This is a genomic window from Maribacter sp. 1_2014MBL_MicDiv, assembly GCF_001865655.1.
GTDB lineage: Bacteria > Bacteroidota > Bacteroidia > Flavobacteriales > Flavobacteriaceae > Maribacter > Maribacter dokdonensis.
In genome coordinates this window covers 2,302,459-2,319,820 of record NZ_CP011318.1, presented here as the reverse complement: position 1 = coordinate 2,319,820, position 17,362 = coordinate 2,302,459, and the positions used below count along the sequence as shown (strand labels likewise).

Below are 17,362 nucleotides of genomic sequence, written 5' to 3'. Positions count from 1 at the left end.
TTGAAATGATATGAAAAAAATAATTCTATTTATCACAGTAGCTGTATTCATTGCATCCTGCAGCGAAAATCCTAAAAATAAAATTTTAGATGAAAATTTAGAAATTGAATCTGACGAAAGTGGTGATAAAACACAACTTTCATCAGATGAATTTGAAAAGTCAATGGAGCAATTAGGGGGACTCTTTAGTATAGACAGTGAGGATGAAAGCTCTAATAGTGAATTGCCAGAAGTAGAAGCACTGGAAAAACTACTACAAATGAGCGGCATGGAAGACCAAGGTACTAAGAAGGCATTTCAAGATTTGTTAACTAAAGATGTCTCTTCATCAGGTATGTTTTCAACCGAAGCAATTATCTCACTTTTAGAGCAAAGTGGCGTTTCTCGTACTGAACTGCAAAAACTCATCAATAATCCAGACAGTCTTCAAGCCTTGGTGCAAGAAGTAGAAGCAAAAAGGAAGCTAGAAAAACAAAATGAACCAAAACCAAAAGCGAGAATCAATAAAGAACAACTAACTTCAAAAAATACCCCTACTGGAGTTTCTTTGGAAGAGGCCATATTAATCGTTCAAGCTGAATCAGGACCAGAGGCAACAATGGCAAAACTTAAAACAATCGATTCATTGGCGGGCACCAATGTTATGGAAAAATTGGATTTGACCGAAGCGGAATATGTAATGAGAGATATAGAGCGAAAACACGAAACTCCGCCCACCGCCAAGGAAGAAAAGGAAATGGAGTTGCTTAACAAGCTATCAGGGCAACTACATAGTGACAAAGAAGCGAAACAATTGCTGATAAATCTTAAAAAGACTGAAAGTGAAATTGCTTCCGGTAGTCTTAAAGCAAGTCCTGCATATCAGCGGACCATAGAAGGCAAAGCAAAAATCGTTCAGATTTATAAGAATGATCTAGAAAGAAAGGCAAAAGCCGCAAAACACAAATTTCAAAAACTGAACCCGGACCTTTATTTTGGGGAGGAGTCGGAAGCAACTTATTTGGGCCATAGGAGAAAGGCCGTATATCTGCCCCTGGGCAAACTCTCGTTTGCAGATGCCGTTGTAAAAGCAAATCATCCCTTGTTAAAAACACAAGAAGTGAAAAATGTACTGGGCGAACCAGATGTATGGCAAGGTTTTGACATGGAAGATATTACGGGAATTCATAGCCTTGGACTGGGTGGTACCATTACTGTACAATTTACAAATAATGCATTGACCGATGTCAATGGACCTGACCTTTATATTTTTGAAATCGGTCAGATTGAACCTACCGATTTGGAAATATCCACAGATGGAAAAAATTGGATTCATGTAGGTAAAATTGATGGCGGTGTTGCCGAAGTAGATATTTCATCCTTTGTAAAACATGGCGAACTATTTTACTATGTACGCCTAACCGATTTAAAAATGGAAAGTGGTCTGCCAGGTGCCGATGTTGATGCCATTGCTGCAATTGGAGCAGCTATGCGCCTTAATCTCGACAGTAAAGTACTATTTGAGACCGGAAAATCTATCTTAAAACCAGAAGGAATAGTTGCTTTGAAAGAATTGGCACATAACATCGCCGTGCTTAAGAAAGGGAATGTAATTGTAGAGGGCCATACCGATGATGTGGGCAGTGCAGAAAGCAATCAAAGACTTTCTTTGGAAAGAGCCAAAAGTGTTTCTAACGAACTAAAAAAAATGATTTCAGGAAGTAGTTTTCGTTGGAAAGAAATGGGATTAGGCGAATCCAAGCCTTTGGTTGAAAATGATACAGAAGAAAATAGATCAAAAAACAGACGCGTGGAAGTTTTAGTATTACCGAATTAATTGCTCAAGCACTTTCGAAGGAAAAGAAATTCTATTTGCTAATCTTAACTTTTGTTATTGGAGCAAATCAGGCAAATTCCCAATCAATACTAATAATTTGATAGGCGCTTGGGAATTATTGGAAATATCTTCTAAGGTTAAACAGAACAATATATTACTTAGCCTTAACTGTAGATAGATGAGCTACAATGATAATTATATACACATTCTACCATTTATAACTTAAAGAAAATATCAAAGCCAAGAATCTATATAAGTGATTATTGTAGAAGATAAAAATATAAGCAACCGCTCATTTAAGTCAAGAATATGGAACATTATATACTAGACATGAATGGTATTTGATGGCTTTAAAGGCCGTTGTAAAAGAAAACTTAATCAAAAAAACTGATAATTTTTTAATAAGAATTTTCTATAGCAATAAATTCTTCCTAATAAAAAACTTGTAATACGTTAACCAACTAATTGGAAAGTCTATAACTTTTTCGAATTTCTAGCAAACTTGTATGAATAAAATACTTCCATTTTTATTAACTGTTATATGGGTAGGCATCTGTGCCTGTTCATACTCCCAATCTACCCAAGAAGCTTTGTTAGGTAAATGGCAATTAGTAAGTAGCAGTGGAGGCATTACTGGAAAAGGGTTCCCCATAAAAAAGAATGCTATAATAGAGTTTACTGCAGACTATCAATACTTAAGTTTTGAGCAAGATTCCTTAGAACAAAAATCCACATATTATCTTACAAAATCTCTTTCAAAATATCGCAAAAAAGATAGTTTAAACATCTTACTAATAGGGTACGGAGATTTCAAGAAATACGAATTGTATATAACTAAAACCAGATTGATATTACGCGAACCATATACCGATGGTTTCACTCGCGTTTATATTCGAGAACTCAAAAAGAAATGAAACTTTCCTTTGTACATATTTTTAAAAGTTAATTAGATATGACCTTAATTATCTATAAATAAAGTTTAAAAAAGACAATTAAATCTGTTAACCTTTTCATATTTCAAACATAAAAGGGAAATAATAATTAATAATCATTTAAACAAAAAATTATGAAAACAATTTTAAGTGTAATTGCAATCGTTAATATGGTCGTTTCATTACAGGCCAATGATGTAAAAATTCATCATAAATATGTGAAAGAAAATACAGCGATAAAAACAATGAATCCTGTAAATATTTCAAGCATAATAAATGATGTATTGAGTAAGAAGGGTTCGTACAATATGACCGGTTCTTTAACTATTTTAGATACTTCCAAATCTGGAAACGAAGTTCAAGCCCTAGATCTTTCATTTCGTAATAGTCCTGTTATTGCTTATAAAGGACGAGATTATATTCAGGCAAATCCTCAGGCCCTCAGAAATGATAACAATAGAAAAAACGAGGTTCGTGTATATGTACACCACGATACTAAGGGTAACGTGAACACCAAAAACGTAAAACTAAATTGGAAAAGTGGGTCAACAGGCGAAATTGTCGGTATTTTAAATAACGTCTCGGTATTATACCAAAAAAATAGCATTCTAATTACGGGTTCTTTCGAGAAAAACGGCTATATCGTAGGTGTAAGTCTTGCCATATCTAAAGTAGCCTAAAATTAAATAAGGACTTAGCATTCAATTATTTAATCGAAGTTCACAACTAAATCCGTGTACGGTATTTATAAAAAAAATTGTTACATTCTTTACAGCACGTGTTACATATGTAGTAGGTCTTAAAAGCTAAACAATATATTTTTGACAATACCTAACCCTCGTTAAAAAACTGAATGCTAAGCCTTTAAATAAAACTTTAAAATTACTACATCATGAAATCAAAACTATTATTAATTGTTTTTAGTAGCGTTATAATTTCCTCATGTATAAAAGACTTTACGGGGACAATTACCGACAAAGAAGAAATTGAAATTACCAGTGATAATTACCTATATGAAGGAGATTTATATAGAGAATATCTTACCGTTGAAATTCAAAATAATAATACCATTATTGAGGCATTAGAAAAGCTTTCTTTGGCAAGGCAACTTAATGAAATAGAAAAGGAGGAATTAAATAATGCTAAGGATAATATTCTTTCACTAAAAGATGATTTTGATAATATAATAGATATTGTAGGGCTAAGAATACCAAAACCAAAGCCCCCTTGCCCTAATCCTACTAATTGTGATTATTTTAATTTTCAAAACCTATTTATTTCCGGTAATGCAGAGATGATAAATATTGAGGCTTATAACACTTCTGATAAATTAGTACCTATTGAAATTGGCGAGTTCTCTCCCTATCCAGACTTAGGTATTCCTGTACAGGTCAGTAGTTTCAAAATTGAATCTTATAAGCAAACAGGTCTATTAATCAAAGTTCACGTTATTAATGAAGATGGTACAGAGCGTAGTTATTTTGTAGAAGGCAGATAATTTCATCTAAATATTTTTAACTTGAGGATGTCTTAAAAGTCTTATTTTAAACATCCTCTTTCCATTATGCGCCATGTAATAATTATAATTTTCTTCTTAATACTTAACAACGAAGCGTATACCCAAGAAGTTTCTTATGAAGAAAAACTAGAAAGTCTTTACGACAAAGCATATGAGCATTTATATGTTCATAGAGATTCTTGTTACTACTATTTTAGTCAGATAGAAAAAATTGCGACACAAAATAAGGACTGGGTAAATGTTCTTGAGGCGCTAATAAGTTCTAATCGAAATGCAGGCGAGTTTTATGATCTCAATACGATGAAAAGTAATCTAGCAACATTAGATTCATTATTTAAAACCAAAAAATATTATATAGACAGTTTGCCTGAAAAACGATTGATCGTCAATTCATATCTATACGATAAAGGCAATTACTATTTTAAATCCAATGATTTTGAAAACGCCCGTGTTGCATTTAACACTATAAAAGATTCACTTGAAATATTGCCTGTTTCTAATATGAATAGTGATTTAGTGGATTTGCTTTCTGCAGCATATAGCTTTCTGGCTAAAATGAACACTGAAGAAGGACAGTACGATTTAGCAAAACAATTCTATGAAAAAAATATTCGTTTTCTACAAAAAGAAAGTCCAAATGATTTAGGAACTTTAAATACAAACTATGGCTTATTAGCTGAGGTTTATGGCAAAGAACAACAGTATCAAAAATCAATTGTGTTATTCAAAAAAGCCTTGAAAAAATATTTATCACATAATATAAGTATCAATGGCATTATATCTACATCCCATAGTATTGCAGCAAATTACATAACACTTTCCAAAATTGATAGCGCACAGAAATACACTAAGCTTGCTGAAAATTATTTAAGCAAAGCACCGTATTTCCGGTCACAGCATCATAGAATAAAAGCTAAGTTATTTGCTGCTAAATTAGAAATGAACGAAGCCCTCAAAGAGTTAAATTTAGCTCTAATTCTAGACAAAAATAAACGTAATCATAAACAGAATAGTAGTACCGCAGTTATTTACAATGAAATAGGAAACATAAATAGTGACTTTGAGAATTATGCAAATGCTTTAGAAAATTATGAATCAGGTCTAACACAACTACAAGATAATAGTACAAATGGCGCTCTTCGCCTTAAAATATTGAAAAACAAATCAATTGCTTTAAATGAAGTTGGTACCTTAGATTCCTATGTTTTGTCTTTAGAAACTGTTGACACAGGTTTAGCTGTATTAGATAAGTTAAAACCGTCAATTAGTAGCATAAAAGACAAACTTGAAACTTTTGAAGATGCCTTTCCACTTTTTGAATCAGGAATACAAGCAACCTATAATTTATTTACTACTTCTGAAAATGACCATTATATTGATGAAGCGTTTCGAATTGCCGAAAAAAGCAAATCTGTTCTTCTTTTAGAAGCTATTCTTACTTCAAAAGCAACGAAATTCAGCAATGTTCCTAAAGATATTTTGGAGCGTGAAAACAGTTTAAAATCAGAAATCACATACTTTGAAAAGCAAATAATAACTACTGACAATAAAAACATTTCTACATATGATCATGTTTTTAATCTAAAACAAGAACTTCGTAATATGGTAGTAGATATAGAAACCAACTATCCTGCATACTATGACTTAAAGTACAACACTAAAATACTAACATTACCAGAAGTACAAAATAACCTAACAAAGAATGAACTCTTCATTTCCTACTTCTATGGTAACCAAAATATTTATACAATTGCTATTTCTAAGAATGATAAGTACTTTCATAGTATCAAAACCACAGATGAACTAGAAAATCATATTAGTGAACTTCATGCTATGCTCTCGAATTCCAAATCAAACCTAGATTCACTTTCCAAACTGAGCCATAAACTGTATCAAAAACTATTAGGTCCGATTTTAGAATTACATCCACAAGAAAAAATCATACTTGCCCCAGATGGCTTGTTAAACTATATCCCTTTTGGCAGTCTGGTTTCCAATGAGACAGAGCATCGCTACTTGATAGAAGATAGAACCATTAGTTATGTGAACTCAGCTACATTATGGTCTCAATTAAATAACAAAAAGCAAAACAGTGCTAACCTATTAGCTTTTGCACCTAGTTTCGATGCTAATATACCTTCAGACGGCACGCGTTCTCATGTACTGGGCAATTTACCGCACAACAGAAATGAAGTTCAGCAGATATTGACATCTTTTACCGGTAAGTCTTTTATCAAAGACCAAGCTACGCTTCAAAATTTCACTGCTTCATTGCCTGATTATTCGGTATTACATTTGGCAACACATGCTGTTTTTGATGATAAAAATCCCGAATATTCTTATTTAGCCTTTACGCCAAATACAGCCTCTGACGACCTACTTTTTGTAAAAGACCTATATAATTTAACCTTAAATGCCAGTCTCGTTACCTTAAGTGGGTGCGAAAGTGGCATTGGTGAACTTAAACGTGGCGAAGGTTTTTTAAGCCTTGCCAGAGGTTTTTTCTACAGTGGCGCAGCAAGTATCTCAAGTACATTATGGAAAGTGAACGACAATTCATCTTCGGTGCTTATGGGAGAGTTTTATGAGAATTTAGCTAATGGAAAACCAAAAGATACATCATTAAGGGAAGCTAAACTATCCTTCTTACAAAAGAACAAAGAGAACGGACTTGCACACCCCTACTATTGGTCAGGTTATATCATTCAAGGAAACACCGAGTCCTTAATTACCTCTCCGCATTGGCAATGGTATGTGTTTGCTGTAATAGCGGTTCTTCTTATTTTCTTGAACAGAAAAAGACTAGTTCAACTTTTCAAGTAATTCTGTTGCTTCATTCTTCTTATATGTTCCCATTTTTATAAGTTGCTCCAATAATTTTTCAGCTTCTTCTTCCTGTTCTAATTTTAGGTTCGCAAGCGCTGCATACCAATAGCCCTCATCCTTATACTCGCTATTTATTAATATAATTTCTTGGAATTTATCTGTAGCTTTTAAATAATCTCCCTTGGCAAGATAAGCTTGACCTAAATAAAAATCTACATAATCTAGTCTGGTCTTTTCCTTTAACTCAGTGAGGTAGGCTATAGCAGTTTCAAAATCATCAGTTTCGTACGCTTCAAAGGCTAAACGCTCCAATGACTTATCAGTAGCATCGCCACGTGTAATTGTATATACCGTATTAGGGTATTTCTCATAATTGGAAGCATACAATTCTTCTGTTCCATTAAACATATCAGAATTAAATGCAAACCAACTTAAACCTATTAATAAGGCAATACTAGCAGCTATTCTTAATGGTTTCCAGAAATTTTGTTGATTCTGGCTAGGTGCACCGCTTAATTCAGATTCAAAACCTTGTAGCTTTTTCTTAAGACTGTCATTTTCAGTTTTTCGTACAACAGATTTTACATTCTTTTCAAATTCAAACTGCGTTTTAAATTCTGCATCACTTTCTAAAAACTGGTTGAAATTGACCTTCTCATCTGCGGTCAATGAACCTTCAAAATATTTTAATAATAATTGTTCTTTATCCATCATAATTTGGGGGCATTTTTAATGGCTTCCTTTAATGTTTTTAAACATCTGGATTTCTGACTTTTTACCACATTTTCACTGTTATAATTACCTTCGGTCATAATTTCTTTGATGTTATACTGTTGGTAATAGAATAGCTTTAATATTTTTTGACATTTTTTTCCTAAAGCATCAAAGTACTTTTTCAATAATTTTTGTTCAGTTGACAAAGCATCATTGTCAATATCAAAAGCTTCGATTTCGTCATCTATTTCTTCTACATTGTTCAATAATAATTCATTGTTCGTATGCTTATTTCTGTTTCGTAATCGCTCCATAATCTTATACTTACCTATGCTAATTAGATACGTACTTAAAGAGCTTTTTAAAATCGTTAATTTTCCATTCTGAATATTCTCATACAGTGCAACATACGCATCTTGGTAAGCATCTAAAACCTCTTCATCTGCCAGGGAATACCTTCTTGCAAAATTCAAGAATAATTCACGATTCTCTTCATATACCTTTTTAAAAGCAGATTCAGAACCTTCTTTAAGTGCTTGTAATAAAGTTTCATCTGAATGATTTTCCATTTAATGCATTTACGGATAAATAGTTAACACTTAAAAGTAAAGAATTAAAGTGAATGTTAACCTTTTCTTGCTATTAGCATGAATAGTTGCAACCAAAAACTAAATCAAAATGAAAATAGTAACCCTCTTATTTATATGTACAGCATCAATTACCATGAATGCGCAACTAGTACTTGATGATTTTACTTCTGGTGAAATCAACCATTTGACATTTACCGATATGAATGAAAATAGAAAACTACAAACAGGCAATCACATCATAGGTCAGCACCGGCAGGTTTTTGCAAAGCTCAATCAAAACCCTTTTGAACACAACATGCAATTGAGTATAAAAAAAGGGCTACTCGTCATGAGCTACGGTTATGACACCAGGGGTACAACTTATTTAAATTACGGAGTCAATAAAAATGGAAATGCGCCACTAAATATAGATGCCAGCAAATACAAGTCTTTAAAGGTAGAATTTGAGGCTAAAAGTACGGTAAACGGTATAAACTTGAATCTTTTTACAAATACCACTTATGCTGCATACGGCAAACATGTACCGGCTCGCGAAGGAAAGTTCGTCTTTACCATTCCGTTTTCAGAAATAAAGCCAACCGGCGATGATTTTACATTTTCCGATATTGATTTTATAAGGTTACAATTCGATTCAAGAAGTAAAACCGGTTGTAACATGGCAATATCAAAAATTTGGTTCGAATAAATATTTAATAAACTATAAAAACAGAAATCATGAAAAATTACAAGAAAACCATTTTATTAGGGGTATTCGCTTTAACAGTATGTTCTTTCAAAGTTACCAAGGCAGCAGACAACCCAGAAGTAATGAAATCATCTGTTACTTGCGAAAATTTAGCGTACGACAATGCCGTTTTTGAACGGTTAGTGTCCAAAATAAATGAGGGATACATTTTTAACGCGCATATAAGCTCATCAACAGTTAAAAAAGATGGTAACGTAGAATTACCCTTTACAACATTTGGTTCAGGACCTTTAAACTTGAAAAAAGGAGATATCGTAACAGTTGATAATGTAAAAACCGCTTTTAATGACCGAAACAATTTTCAAAGTAAAAAGACTGTTGAAAGCTTATCGATTACATCTTCTGGAAGCAATGTGAAAGTAAAAATGAACTTTCATACCTGGAGTCAGAACGTAGAACTTTCTAATGTAAAAATCACAAAAGAAAGATTTGGATACTTCATCACCGGATCACAGTCAAATAGTACCAAAACAGTATATTATACTATTACCATTTCTCACAGAGGAAAACTTATTTAATATTTAATTTGCCTAGTATATATCAAAAACCGAGGTAGTTATCTCGGTTTTTTTCTGATTTAAATCTTAACAAATATTATAAAATCTCATATCAACCACACATTAAAAACTACTTAAAACAACACAAATCTTCCTTTTCTTAAATTCTTTGCTATTTTAGTTATAACCGAGAGAATAATAACGGGTATGGGTTTGTCTCCTAAATCAAAGAGAAGATTACAACGTATTTTACCATTTGGTGTAATATGGTGTGTAATTGGTCTTTTTGTTTTATTTATTCAAGAAGCAGCTACCGGCAATAAAAACATAAACCCAAATGCAGCAATTACACTAACCCCTAAGGTATTTGTATTTGCTATGACCTCAGTAACGCTTATTGGTTTGTTGATGGGAACTATAGAAGTACTTTGGTTAGGTAATTTGTTCAACAATAAAAGCTTTTACAAGAAAATACTTTACAAACTAGGTCTGTATTCCTTTCTACTGCTGATTACCATTATAATTGTATATCCAATAGCCGCTTCTATAGAATTGGGCTTACCAGTATTTCATCAATTGGTATTACAAAAGTTATCTAATTTTTTAATAAGCCTAGACTTTTTAAGTACCATGGTTTCCATTGCAGTAAGCCTATTTGCCGGACTCTTCTATTCGGAAATTAGTCAGAATGTGGGTGATGCCGTGCTTAAGAACTTTTTTACCGGAAAATACCACAAGCCCATTCAAGAAAAACGCATATTTCTTTTTTGCGATATGAAGTCGTCTACCACCATTGCGGAACATTTGGGGCATATTGAATATTTTAAAATGCTTAAAGCGTACTATGCAGATTTTACCAATGCCATAATCAATCATTCAGGTTCGGTTTATCAATACGTAGGCGATGAAATCATCATCTCTTGGAAGTATGAGGAAGGAATAAAAAACAACAACTGGATCAATTGCTTTTTAGCCATGAAACAAGACCTGCATAATAAGGCGGAATGGTACAACAACAATTTTGGTTTAGCGCCCACTTTTAAATCTGGCTTTCACGTTGGCGAAGTAACAACCGGCGAAATAGGTACGCTAAAAAAAGAAATTATATTTACCGGTGATGTTTTAAATACAACCGCAAGAATTCAAGGGCTCTGTAACACTTATAACGTTGACATTTTAATCTCTGAAAAGCTCATTAAAGAACTAAAACCAGAGGAAAGCTTGAAAATTATGTCACAAGGTATAGCCGAATTAAAGGGTAAGGAGGAAAAAATGGAACTTTTTACCGTGCTTAGAAATAGTTGAAGTAAAAGGCGATTAAATTACCTAATACAAAACTAAAAATTACACTTAAAATAGATATCTTACCTAAATAGAACGCATTGGTAAAAGCGATATAAAACGCAACACCGGCGCTTACCAATAATACAGACATAATTAATATAGCGATAGATACCGTACCCAGACCAAAAACGTTTAGTATACTGTTCAATACCACGGTAAAACCGAAAAGAGCCATGGCAAAATTAGTTTTTTTATGACCAACAAATAGATAATACGCTGCCGCCAATAACTCTACACAAATAGCAATAGCTCCAAACTGACCGTAATACGCTTTGGTAAAATATTCGCCAAGATGGTGTGGAGTAGCTACTTTTAAATAGAAAATTATTCCAAGGCTTATGGCAAGTATGCCAAAACCAACGGCTACTAGTTTCCTCCTATTTACAGAATTTGTTTTGTATTGCATAATTACTTTTTAAATTCTTCAATATCCTTTAAAAACTCTACTGCTCTTTTAGTATTATTACTTGCGAGAATATCTAACAATCTTCTTACCCATTTAATATGCAAATTTTTATAACTGAGCTTTTTTAGAAACCATAACAACGGTATTAGTAACAATGCATTTATAATCACATACCTATATACAAAAGCACTATCTAAATAAGGAAAAATATCAAAATTGAAAAAGTAAGTCAACGCTACTATCGGGTAAGCCCACCACACCGGAGCGGATAGAAAAGCAAGCTTTATAAACAGTAAACTATGTATGTTTATCTTTTCAATTTTCTCCCTAATCTCTACAATAGGTTTGGCATAATCAACTTGGGCAGCTAAAACCAATTGCCCAATGCTACCAATGAGTGCTATTAGTGCAAAAAACTGCACTAATATTCCACTCACCACAAGGTGCAGTTTACCCCAATGGTTAACCGTGAATTTTCCTAAAACTACCATAACCAATAAAAAGAAAGCTACCTCTATACTTCTTTTCACGAGAATAAAACGTGCTTGCTTTTTAGTATTTTCAAGCTTTATTCTTTCTAGCGATGCCTTATTTAAACTTAGAACGCTATCTAACTTACTATTATACTCTGTAAAAAGTTCTCTTATTTCTTTATCTTCCATGACTCTTTATTTTATCAAATTCTTTTTTAATCTTTACTTTGATCCTACCAATTTTAGTACCTACGTTAGTGGTAGAAATACCCAATATGTCAGCAATCTCCTCATAGCTATTTTCTTCTAAGTACAATAGCATAATTGCCTTATCCAATTCTTTTAGTTTTTGAATAAATTCCTGTAACAACTTTACATTTGTTGACAGTTCTAAAGCTTCAACCGCATTACCTTCTTCTAAGCGAAACATTGATTCATCATTAAAAAAATCGTTTCGTTGATACCATTTCTTCTCTTTTCGATAAAATGAAATAGCAGTGTTCAAAGCAATTCGGTACATCCAGGTGGTAAACTTGTAATTTGGATTATAGCTATCAAAAGCATTCCATAATTGTATTATTATTTCCTGCTCCAAATCCTTTCTGTCTTCAAGTTGCGGACAATAGGAGTTGACTATCTTATAGATGATACGTTTATGCTCATCTATTACACTTATGAAATTTTCCTTTTTGTTAGGTTCCATGTTTAGGCAGATAGTTACTGTAAGTTATGGTTATTGAACCAGTTGGCAATAATTTGCATTGCTTCAACATTATGATGAATTCCATTATGGCTTTCCTTGTCTATTATAAATACTTCACCATTACTATTCTCTGTAATTGCCTTAGGATATTCACTGGCATTAAACGCATCGTCACTAGCGCCAACCAAGACTAACAATGGTTTATCAACACTTTGTAGCCCTACTTTATAATCAGCAGGATACATACTCTCGTTAGCACGATAACTATACTTGGTAACGGGCATGGTTTCTGGTAAATTAAAAAATAGCATAGGCAAATCATTATACTTGGTTTCGCCAATGGAGTTCATCATTTTAATACCAATAACTCTATTCAAGTGCAGTTTTAAAAAGGGTTCTTTCTCCCCTTCTAACGGTCCAATTTTCAACGTTGGGGAGTTTGCGCCTAATTGTGGGGCAAAGAGTAAATATCCGTCCACTTCTATAGCTTCTTTTGCCATAGCGTATTTTAAAATAACACCTCCACCCATTGAATGCCCAGCTAATATAATTTTCTGTTTAGGCTGTTCTTTTTTGATACTATGGACTACATCGATAATATCATCTACATACTGGTCAATATAAGATACATCGCCAGGTGCACCTTGAGATTGCCCATGCCCTCTAAAATCAAGAGCTACAATTTCACTATGCGTTGCTTCTTGTAACAACCCTGCTGTTCTATTCATCATATAAGCACTGGACAAAATACCATGTAAAAGAAGAATAGTAGTATCACTGTTACTATCGTATTGATAGGCAAACAATTGTTTTCCATCTCTAGCCATAATTTTTATTGGTCTGTTCTTATATATTTGCTCCAAACCAAGATCTGCTATGGCTTTGGCATCCATAGGCTTTGTTGGGCTTGCCTGATGATTGAATAATGGATCAGGTAGGTTTATCAGTTTTGCAACTTCATTCTGTACTTTTTCAAATTGTACCCAGTTATTTTCCTGGGACCTTAGGAATGACGTTGTTATCAGAAAGAAAATAAGTATTAGGTAATCTGCTATTTTTTTCATGACTGTTAGATTTTTTTTGATTGTTTATTATATGATTCGCAAGACTTTAAATAAAATCACACTTTTTCATAATTATTTTCACAAATAACTGATAATCAATATAAATATAAGCTACATCTTACAGACAAAGGTTCTGATAATCATTTGTGAGTTCTATATTTCACACCCATATATACTTTCTATAAAAATTGGTACTTTTAGTATACCTAAAAAGCAAAACATCCCCCCCAAAAAAACTATTTGACCCGTGCACGCTGTTATAAATTCGAAATCAATAGCCGTGCTCCCATTTATAAATATTGGGAGTGATGAAAATGAATATTTTTCCGATGGTATATCAGAAGAAATCATCAATGCCTTAACCAAAATTAAAGGACTAAAGGTTACCGCAAGAACCTCTTCATTCTTTTACAAGAACAAGTCTTTGGATGCGCGCCACATAGGCAATGAACTAGGAGTAGAAACATTATTAGAAGGCAGCGTTAGAATTATAAATGAAAGGGTTAGAATTACCGCACAGTTAATACGTACCGATAATGGTTTTCATATGTGGTCAGAAAATTTTGACCGTAAACTCTCTGATATTTTTGAGTTACAAGATGAAATTAGCCTATTGATTGCCGATAAAATACGTGAAAATTTCGGTCATTTTGAGCTGCAAGAACATTTAGTAATTCCCACGACCAAAAATATAGAAGCTTATCAAAAGCTATTAAAAGGACGGGAATTACGCATGCGTTGGAATGGTGCCGACGTTGCAAGTGCCATCGCCTTTTTTGATGAAAGCATAGAGTTAGATCCTCAATATCCTGACGCTTACTTTGAAAAAGGATGGTGCATTGGCATGCTTGCAAGTTGGGGTTATATGGATAAAACGGAAGGTTTAGTACAGGCCGATAGAAATATAGATATAGGGCTGCAATTAAATCCAGATTCTTCAATTGGTCATTATGCCAAAGGCACAATTAGCTTTTGGGGGTACTGGAACTACAAAGATGCATTTAAGCACCTAGAGCGCTCTTTAGAAATAAACCCAAACGCAGCAGAAATTAGAGATGCCTTGGCAGACTGTTATGCTGGTCTTGGTAACATAGATAAAGCATTGGAGAACAATGCCATTGCGCTAAGAATAAATCCACTATCGGCAAACTTACATTTTACCCATGCCAATTTAATTTATTTTAAAAAACAGTTCAAAGATGCCATTATTCATTTAAATAAAGCCTTGAACATAGACCCTACCTTTCCTTTAGCACATGAGATGATGGTAGCCGCTCTTATTTTCGACAATCAACCAGAAGCACTAAAAAATCATATTGAAAAAAACAGTGAATGGTTAAGCAGACCAAAATGCTGCATGGCTATTTATGACTTAATGTACAAGGTAAGTAGGTTTAGGATAAGTGATATCGAACTAAGCCACGAACAGAACAAAAAATCATTACCCCTAAGGGCATGGGATCTTTATTTGGAAGTATACCGCAACAACCACTCTAAAGCTCTTAACATTTTAACAGAACGTATTAATGCTCGATCAGGACAGCTTTTTAGTTTTCAAAATGACTTATTCTTGCAGCCTTTGCATAATTATGGAGACTACCAAAGTCTAGTTGCTATCGTATTTCAGTCATCGGTAATACCAAAATTAAAACAGAAGACCATAAGTACCGACAAAGAAACACCTTTCACAGAAGATGAATTAAGTAAGGCAATTACATCCTTAGAGAAGGCCATGATATTGGGAAAAGAATATTGTAAACCAGAATTGTCCTTAAAGCAACTAGCCTTTAAAATTAATATACATCCCAACAAGCTTTCCTGGTTGCTCAACAATCACTTTGGTAAAAATTTCAATGATTTTATTAATCAATATAGAATCAAAGAGTTTCAACAACTGGCAATTCTTCCAGAAAACAAACACATAACACTGTTAGGCTTAGCTTATGATAGTGGGTTTAATTCCAAAACAGTTTTCAACACTTTCTTCAAAAAAGAAACAGGAAAAACGCCCAAACAATGGGTAAAGGCAAATTCATAAGCCCAGAATTTTCTTCTTTTTTCTTCATTTAATCACACTTTCATTATTAAAAAGTTCTGAATAATTTTTTAGAACCAACACCTGGGTATTCGAACTTTTAAAAAGGTTAAGGCCAGTAATTTGCGCTTGAAATTGAGCTACTTCCACATTTTTTTTTAAAAAAAGTGTGATGATTTAAAACGTGGTTCGAATAATAGAACAATCAATCAAAAAATAATCAAATCATGAAAAAACAAGGAGTTTTGTTAATAGTACTAAGCCTATTGACAATTAATGTATTTGCCCAAGAAACGTACTTAGACATTGTATTGAATTATACCCCTACCAGTATGAGTTTTGGGAGCAACAATGATGCTATCAAAGATTTTAAAAAGGGGTATTGGGGGTTACAAGCTGGGGCATCTTTACAAATGGGTATTACAGATCATTTTTCAATAGTTCCAGAATTATACTTTGTAATGAAAGGAACCAAGTTGAATGCTAACAATCCTTTGACGTACCAAGAAACCCGTATACGGTTTAACACCTTAGATATGCCCGTTTTAGCCCGTTTACATTTGTGCGACCTATACTTTAATGCCGGCCCCGTGATAAGTTATAATATAGGTGGTAGAGTAAAAACTGAAGGAACAGAAACCTTAGAGCCCAAAATTACCAAAATGAGTTTTGGAACCAGTTCTCTTACTTATAGCAGGTGGGATGCCGGATTACAATTTGGACTAGGTTATGAAATTCAATTAAAAAAATCGCGCCTGGTCGTAGATTTTCGCTATCACTATGGCATGGTAGATATGGGAAATGGTACAGAACTATACAATAGATATTTCAACATGAACATTCTGCTGGCCAAAAAGTGGAAAAAGAACCCTTTGTCCAAAGCCAAAACAAAAGACTTGGCTCTTTGGGAAACGGTAGATAATCATCCGTTTGCAGCCCAAGGGAATTAAATACTTAAAAAATTCATCATCATGCAATCAAAAAAACGAAATGCTAGAATAGCGGGTGTACTCTATTTGTTGGTCATTATTTTAGGTGTATTTGCTGAAAAGTATGTACGTACTGGCTTAATAGACTTAGATCATAGCGAAAAAACCATATCTAATATTATTGAACACGAACTATTATTCCGTTTAGGTTTTTTAGGCGATCTAGGCATGCAATTCACTTATTTCTTACTGGCAATATTCATGTACAGTATACTAAAAAACACCTGTGAACTAACTGCCAAAACAATGTTGTTAAGCGTTTGTATAGCCGTGGCCATCATGTGTTTAAATATGTTAAACCAATATGCGCCTTTGCTTTTGTTAAGCACCACAAATGAACCTTTGGAGTTTACCAATAATCTAGTTGTATTTTATATACAAATGCACTCCCATGGATACCATATAGCACAACTCTTCTTTGGGTTTTGGTTACTACCATTAGGATTTCTGATCATGAAATCTAAACACTTTCCAAGCATTATTGGCTATGGATTAATAATTGGTTGTTTTGGGTATCTGCTTGATTTTATCATCTACTTTCTATCTCCAGAAACAAATCAGAATCTATCTGAATTTATTACTGCACCAGCTGATATCGCAGAAATAAGTTTGTGCTTGTTCCTCTTAGTTGCAGGCATAAAACAAAATAATAATTAAAAAGTACCGAATCATAAAACGGAACGACCGGCATATAATTATACTGAATATT

At 33.4% G+C, this 17,362-nt stretch carries 17 protein-coding genes; 11 read left to right on the top strand and 6 right to left on the bottom strand.

Annotation, left to right across the window (positions count from 1 at the left end; translation table 11 throughout):
* The first annotated feature begins 10 nt into the window (after positions 1-10).
* From YQ22_RS09735 to YQ22_RS09715, 5 genes are all read left to right on the top strand, one after another.
* Positions 11-1,816, top strand: a complete 1,806-nt coding sequence (locus tag YQ22_RS09735) for an OmpA family protein (RefSeq protein ID WP_071341043.1) — start codon at positions 11-13, stop codon at positions 1,814-1,816.
* A 506-nt stretch (positions 1,817-2,322) separates the two neighbouring features.
* Entirely contained in the window at positions 2,323-2,730 is a 408-nt protein-coding gene (locus YQ22_RS09730; protein WP_058104194.1) for a hypothetical protein, read from the top strand.
* A 152-nt stretch (positions 2,731-2,882) separates the two neighbouring features.
* Positions 2,883-3,428: a hypothetical protein gene (locus tag YQ22_RS09725; RefSeq protein ID WP_071341042.1), complete on the top strand. Its 546-nt coding sequence runs from the start codon at positions 2,883-2,885 to the stop codon at positions 3,426-3,428.
* Positions 3,429-3,640: 212 nt separating this feature from the next.
* Positions 3,641-4,246, top strand: a complete 606-nt coding sequence (locus YQ22_RS09720) for a hypothetical protein (RefSeq protein ID WP_071341041.1) — start codon at positions 3,641-3,643, stop codon at positions 4,244-4,246.
* A 66-nt stretch (positions 4,247-4,312) separates the two neighbouring features.
* A complete protein-coding gene (locus YQ22_RS09715) occupies positions 4,313-7,090 on the top strand; it encodes a CHAT domain-containing protein (protein ID WP_071341040.1) in 2,778 nt (925 codons plus the stop codon).
* On the opposite strand, the gene YQ22_RS09710 is transcribed toward YQ22_RS09715, so the two are convergent.
* Both YQ22_RS09710 and YQ22_RS09705 read right to left on the bottom strand, forming a co-directional pair.
* Positions 7,070-7,807 carry a tetratricopeptide repeat protein gene (locus YQ22_RS09710; RefSeq protein WP_083414225.1) on the bottom strand — a complete coding sequence of 246 codons (738 nt, stop codon included), beginning with the start codon at positions 7,805-7,807 and terminating at the stop codon, positions 7,070-7,072. The genes YQ22_RS09715 and YQ22_RS09710 overlap by 21 nt on opposite strands.
* Positions 7,804-8,376: an RNA polymerase sigma factor gene (locus YQ22_RS09705; RefSeq protein ID WP_071341039.1), complete on the bottom strand. Its 573-nt coding sequence runs from the start codon at positions 8,374-8,376 to the stop codon at positions 7,804-7,806. The genes YQ22_RS09710 and YQ22_RS09705 overlap by 4 nt, the downstream gene beginning before the upstream one ends.
* Positions 8,377-8,485: 109 nt before the next feature.
* On the opposite strand from YQ22_RS09705, the gene YQ22_RS09700 reads away from it, so the two are divergent.
* The 3 genes from YQ22_RS09700 to YQ22_RS09690 all read left to right on the top strand — a co-directional run bounded on the left by YQ22_RS09700 (position 8,486) and on the right by YQ22_RS09690 (position 10,944).
* Entirely contained in the window at positions 8,486-9,082 is a 597-nt protein-coding gene (locus YQ22_RS09700; protein ID WP_139254368.1) for a hypothetical protein, read from the top strand.
* Between the two features lie 29 nt (positions 9,083-9,111).
* Positions 9,112-9,660: a hypothetical protein gene (locus YQ22_RS09695; protein WP_058104201.1), complete on the top strand. Its 549-nt coding sequence runs from the start codon at positions 9,112-9,114 to the stop codon at positions 9,658-9,660.
* A gap of 186 nt (positions 9,661-9,846) precedes the next feature.
* Positions 9,847-10,944, top strand: a complete 1,098-nt coding sequence (locus YQ22_RS09690) for an adenylate/guanylate cyclase domain-containing protein (protein WP_071341037.1) — start codon at positions 9,847-9,849, stop codon at positions 10,942-10,944.
* On the opposite strand, the gene YQ22_RS09685 is transcribed toward YQ22_RS09690, so the two are convergent.
* Genes YQ22_RS09685 through YQ22_RS09670 form a run of 4 tightly spaced genes read right to left on the bottom strand, consistent with a single transcriptional unit; the run spans position 10,931 to position 13,629 of the window.
* Positions 10,931-11,389 carry a hypothetical protein gene (locus YQ22_RS09685; protein ID WP_071341036.1) on the bottom strand — a complete coding sequence of 153 codons (459 nt, stop codon included), beginning with the start codon at positions 11,387-11,389 and terminating at the stop codon, positions 10,931-10,933. The two genes, YQ22_RS09690 and YQ22_RS09685, sit on opposite strands and share 14 nt — an antisense overlap.
* A gap of 2 nt (positions 11,390-11,391) precedes the next feature.
* Positions 11,392-12,051: a hypothetical protein gene (locus tag YQ22_RS09680; protein ID WP_071341035.1), complete on the bottom strand. Its 660-nt coding sequence runs from the start codon at positions 12,049-12,051 to the stop codon at positions 11,392-11,394.
* Positions 12,041-12,565, bottom strand: a complete 525-nt coding sequence (locus YQ22_RS09675; RefSeq protein WP_071341034.1) for an RNA polymerase sigma factor — start codon at positions 12,563-12,565, stop codon at positions 12,041-12,043. Before YQ22_RS09675 ends, YQ22_RS09680 begins: the two co-directional genes overlap by 11 nt.
* Positions 12,566-12,579: 14 nt before the next feature.
* Complete coding sequence (locus YQ22_RS09670) at positions 12,580-13,629, bottom strand: alpha/beta hydrolase (RefSeq protein WP_071341033.1); 1,050 nt, start codon at positions 13,627-13,629, stop codon at positions 12,580-12,582.
* Between the two features lie 280 nt (positions 13,630-13,909).
* Here YQ22_RS09670 and YQ22_RS09665 point away from each other — a divergent pair, with 280 nt between their 5' ends.
* The 3 genes from YQ22_RS09665 (at position 13,910) to YQ22_RS09655 (ending at position 17,310) form a co-directional block, all read left to right on the top strand.
* Positions 13,910-15,667 (top strand): helix-turn-helix domain-containing protein, encoded by a 1,758-nt coding sequence (locus YQ22_RS09665; RefSeq protein ID WP_156894554.1) that lies wholly within the window; start codon positions 13,910-13,912, stop codon positions 15,665-15,667.
* A gap of 224 nt (positions 15,668-15,891) precedes the next feature.
* A complete protein-coding gene (locus YQ22_RS09660) occupies positions 15,892-16,614 on the top strand; it encodes a porin family protein (RefSeq protein ID WP_071341031.1) in 723 nt (240 codons plus the stop codon).
* A gap of 21 nt (positions 16,615-16,635) precedes the next feature.
* The gene (locus YQ22_RS09655; RefSeq protein ID WP_071341030.1) at positions 16,636-17,310 is read left to right on the top strand and encodes a DUF4386 domain-containing protein; all 675 of its coding nucleotides are present in this window, start codon (positions 16,636-16,638) and stop codon (positions 17,308-17,310) included.
* The last annotated feature ends 52 nt before the right edge of the window (positions 17,311-17,362 follow it).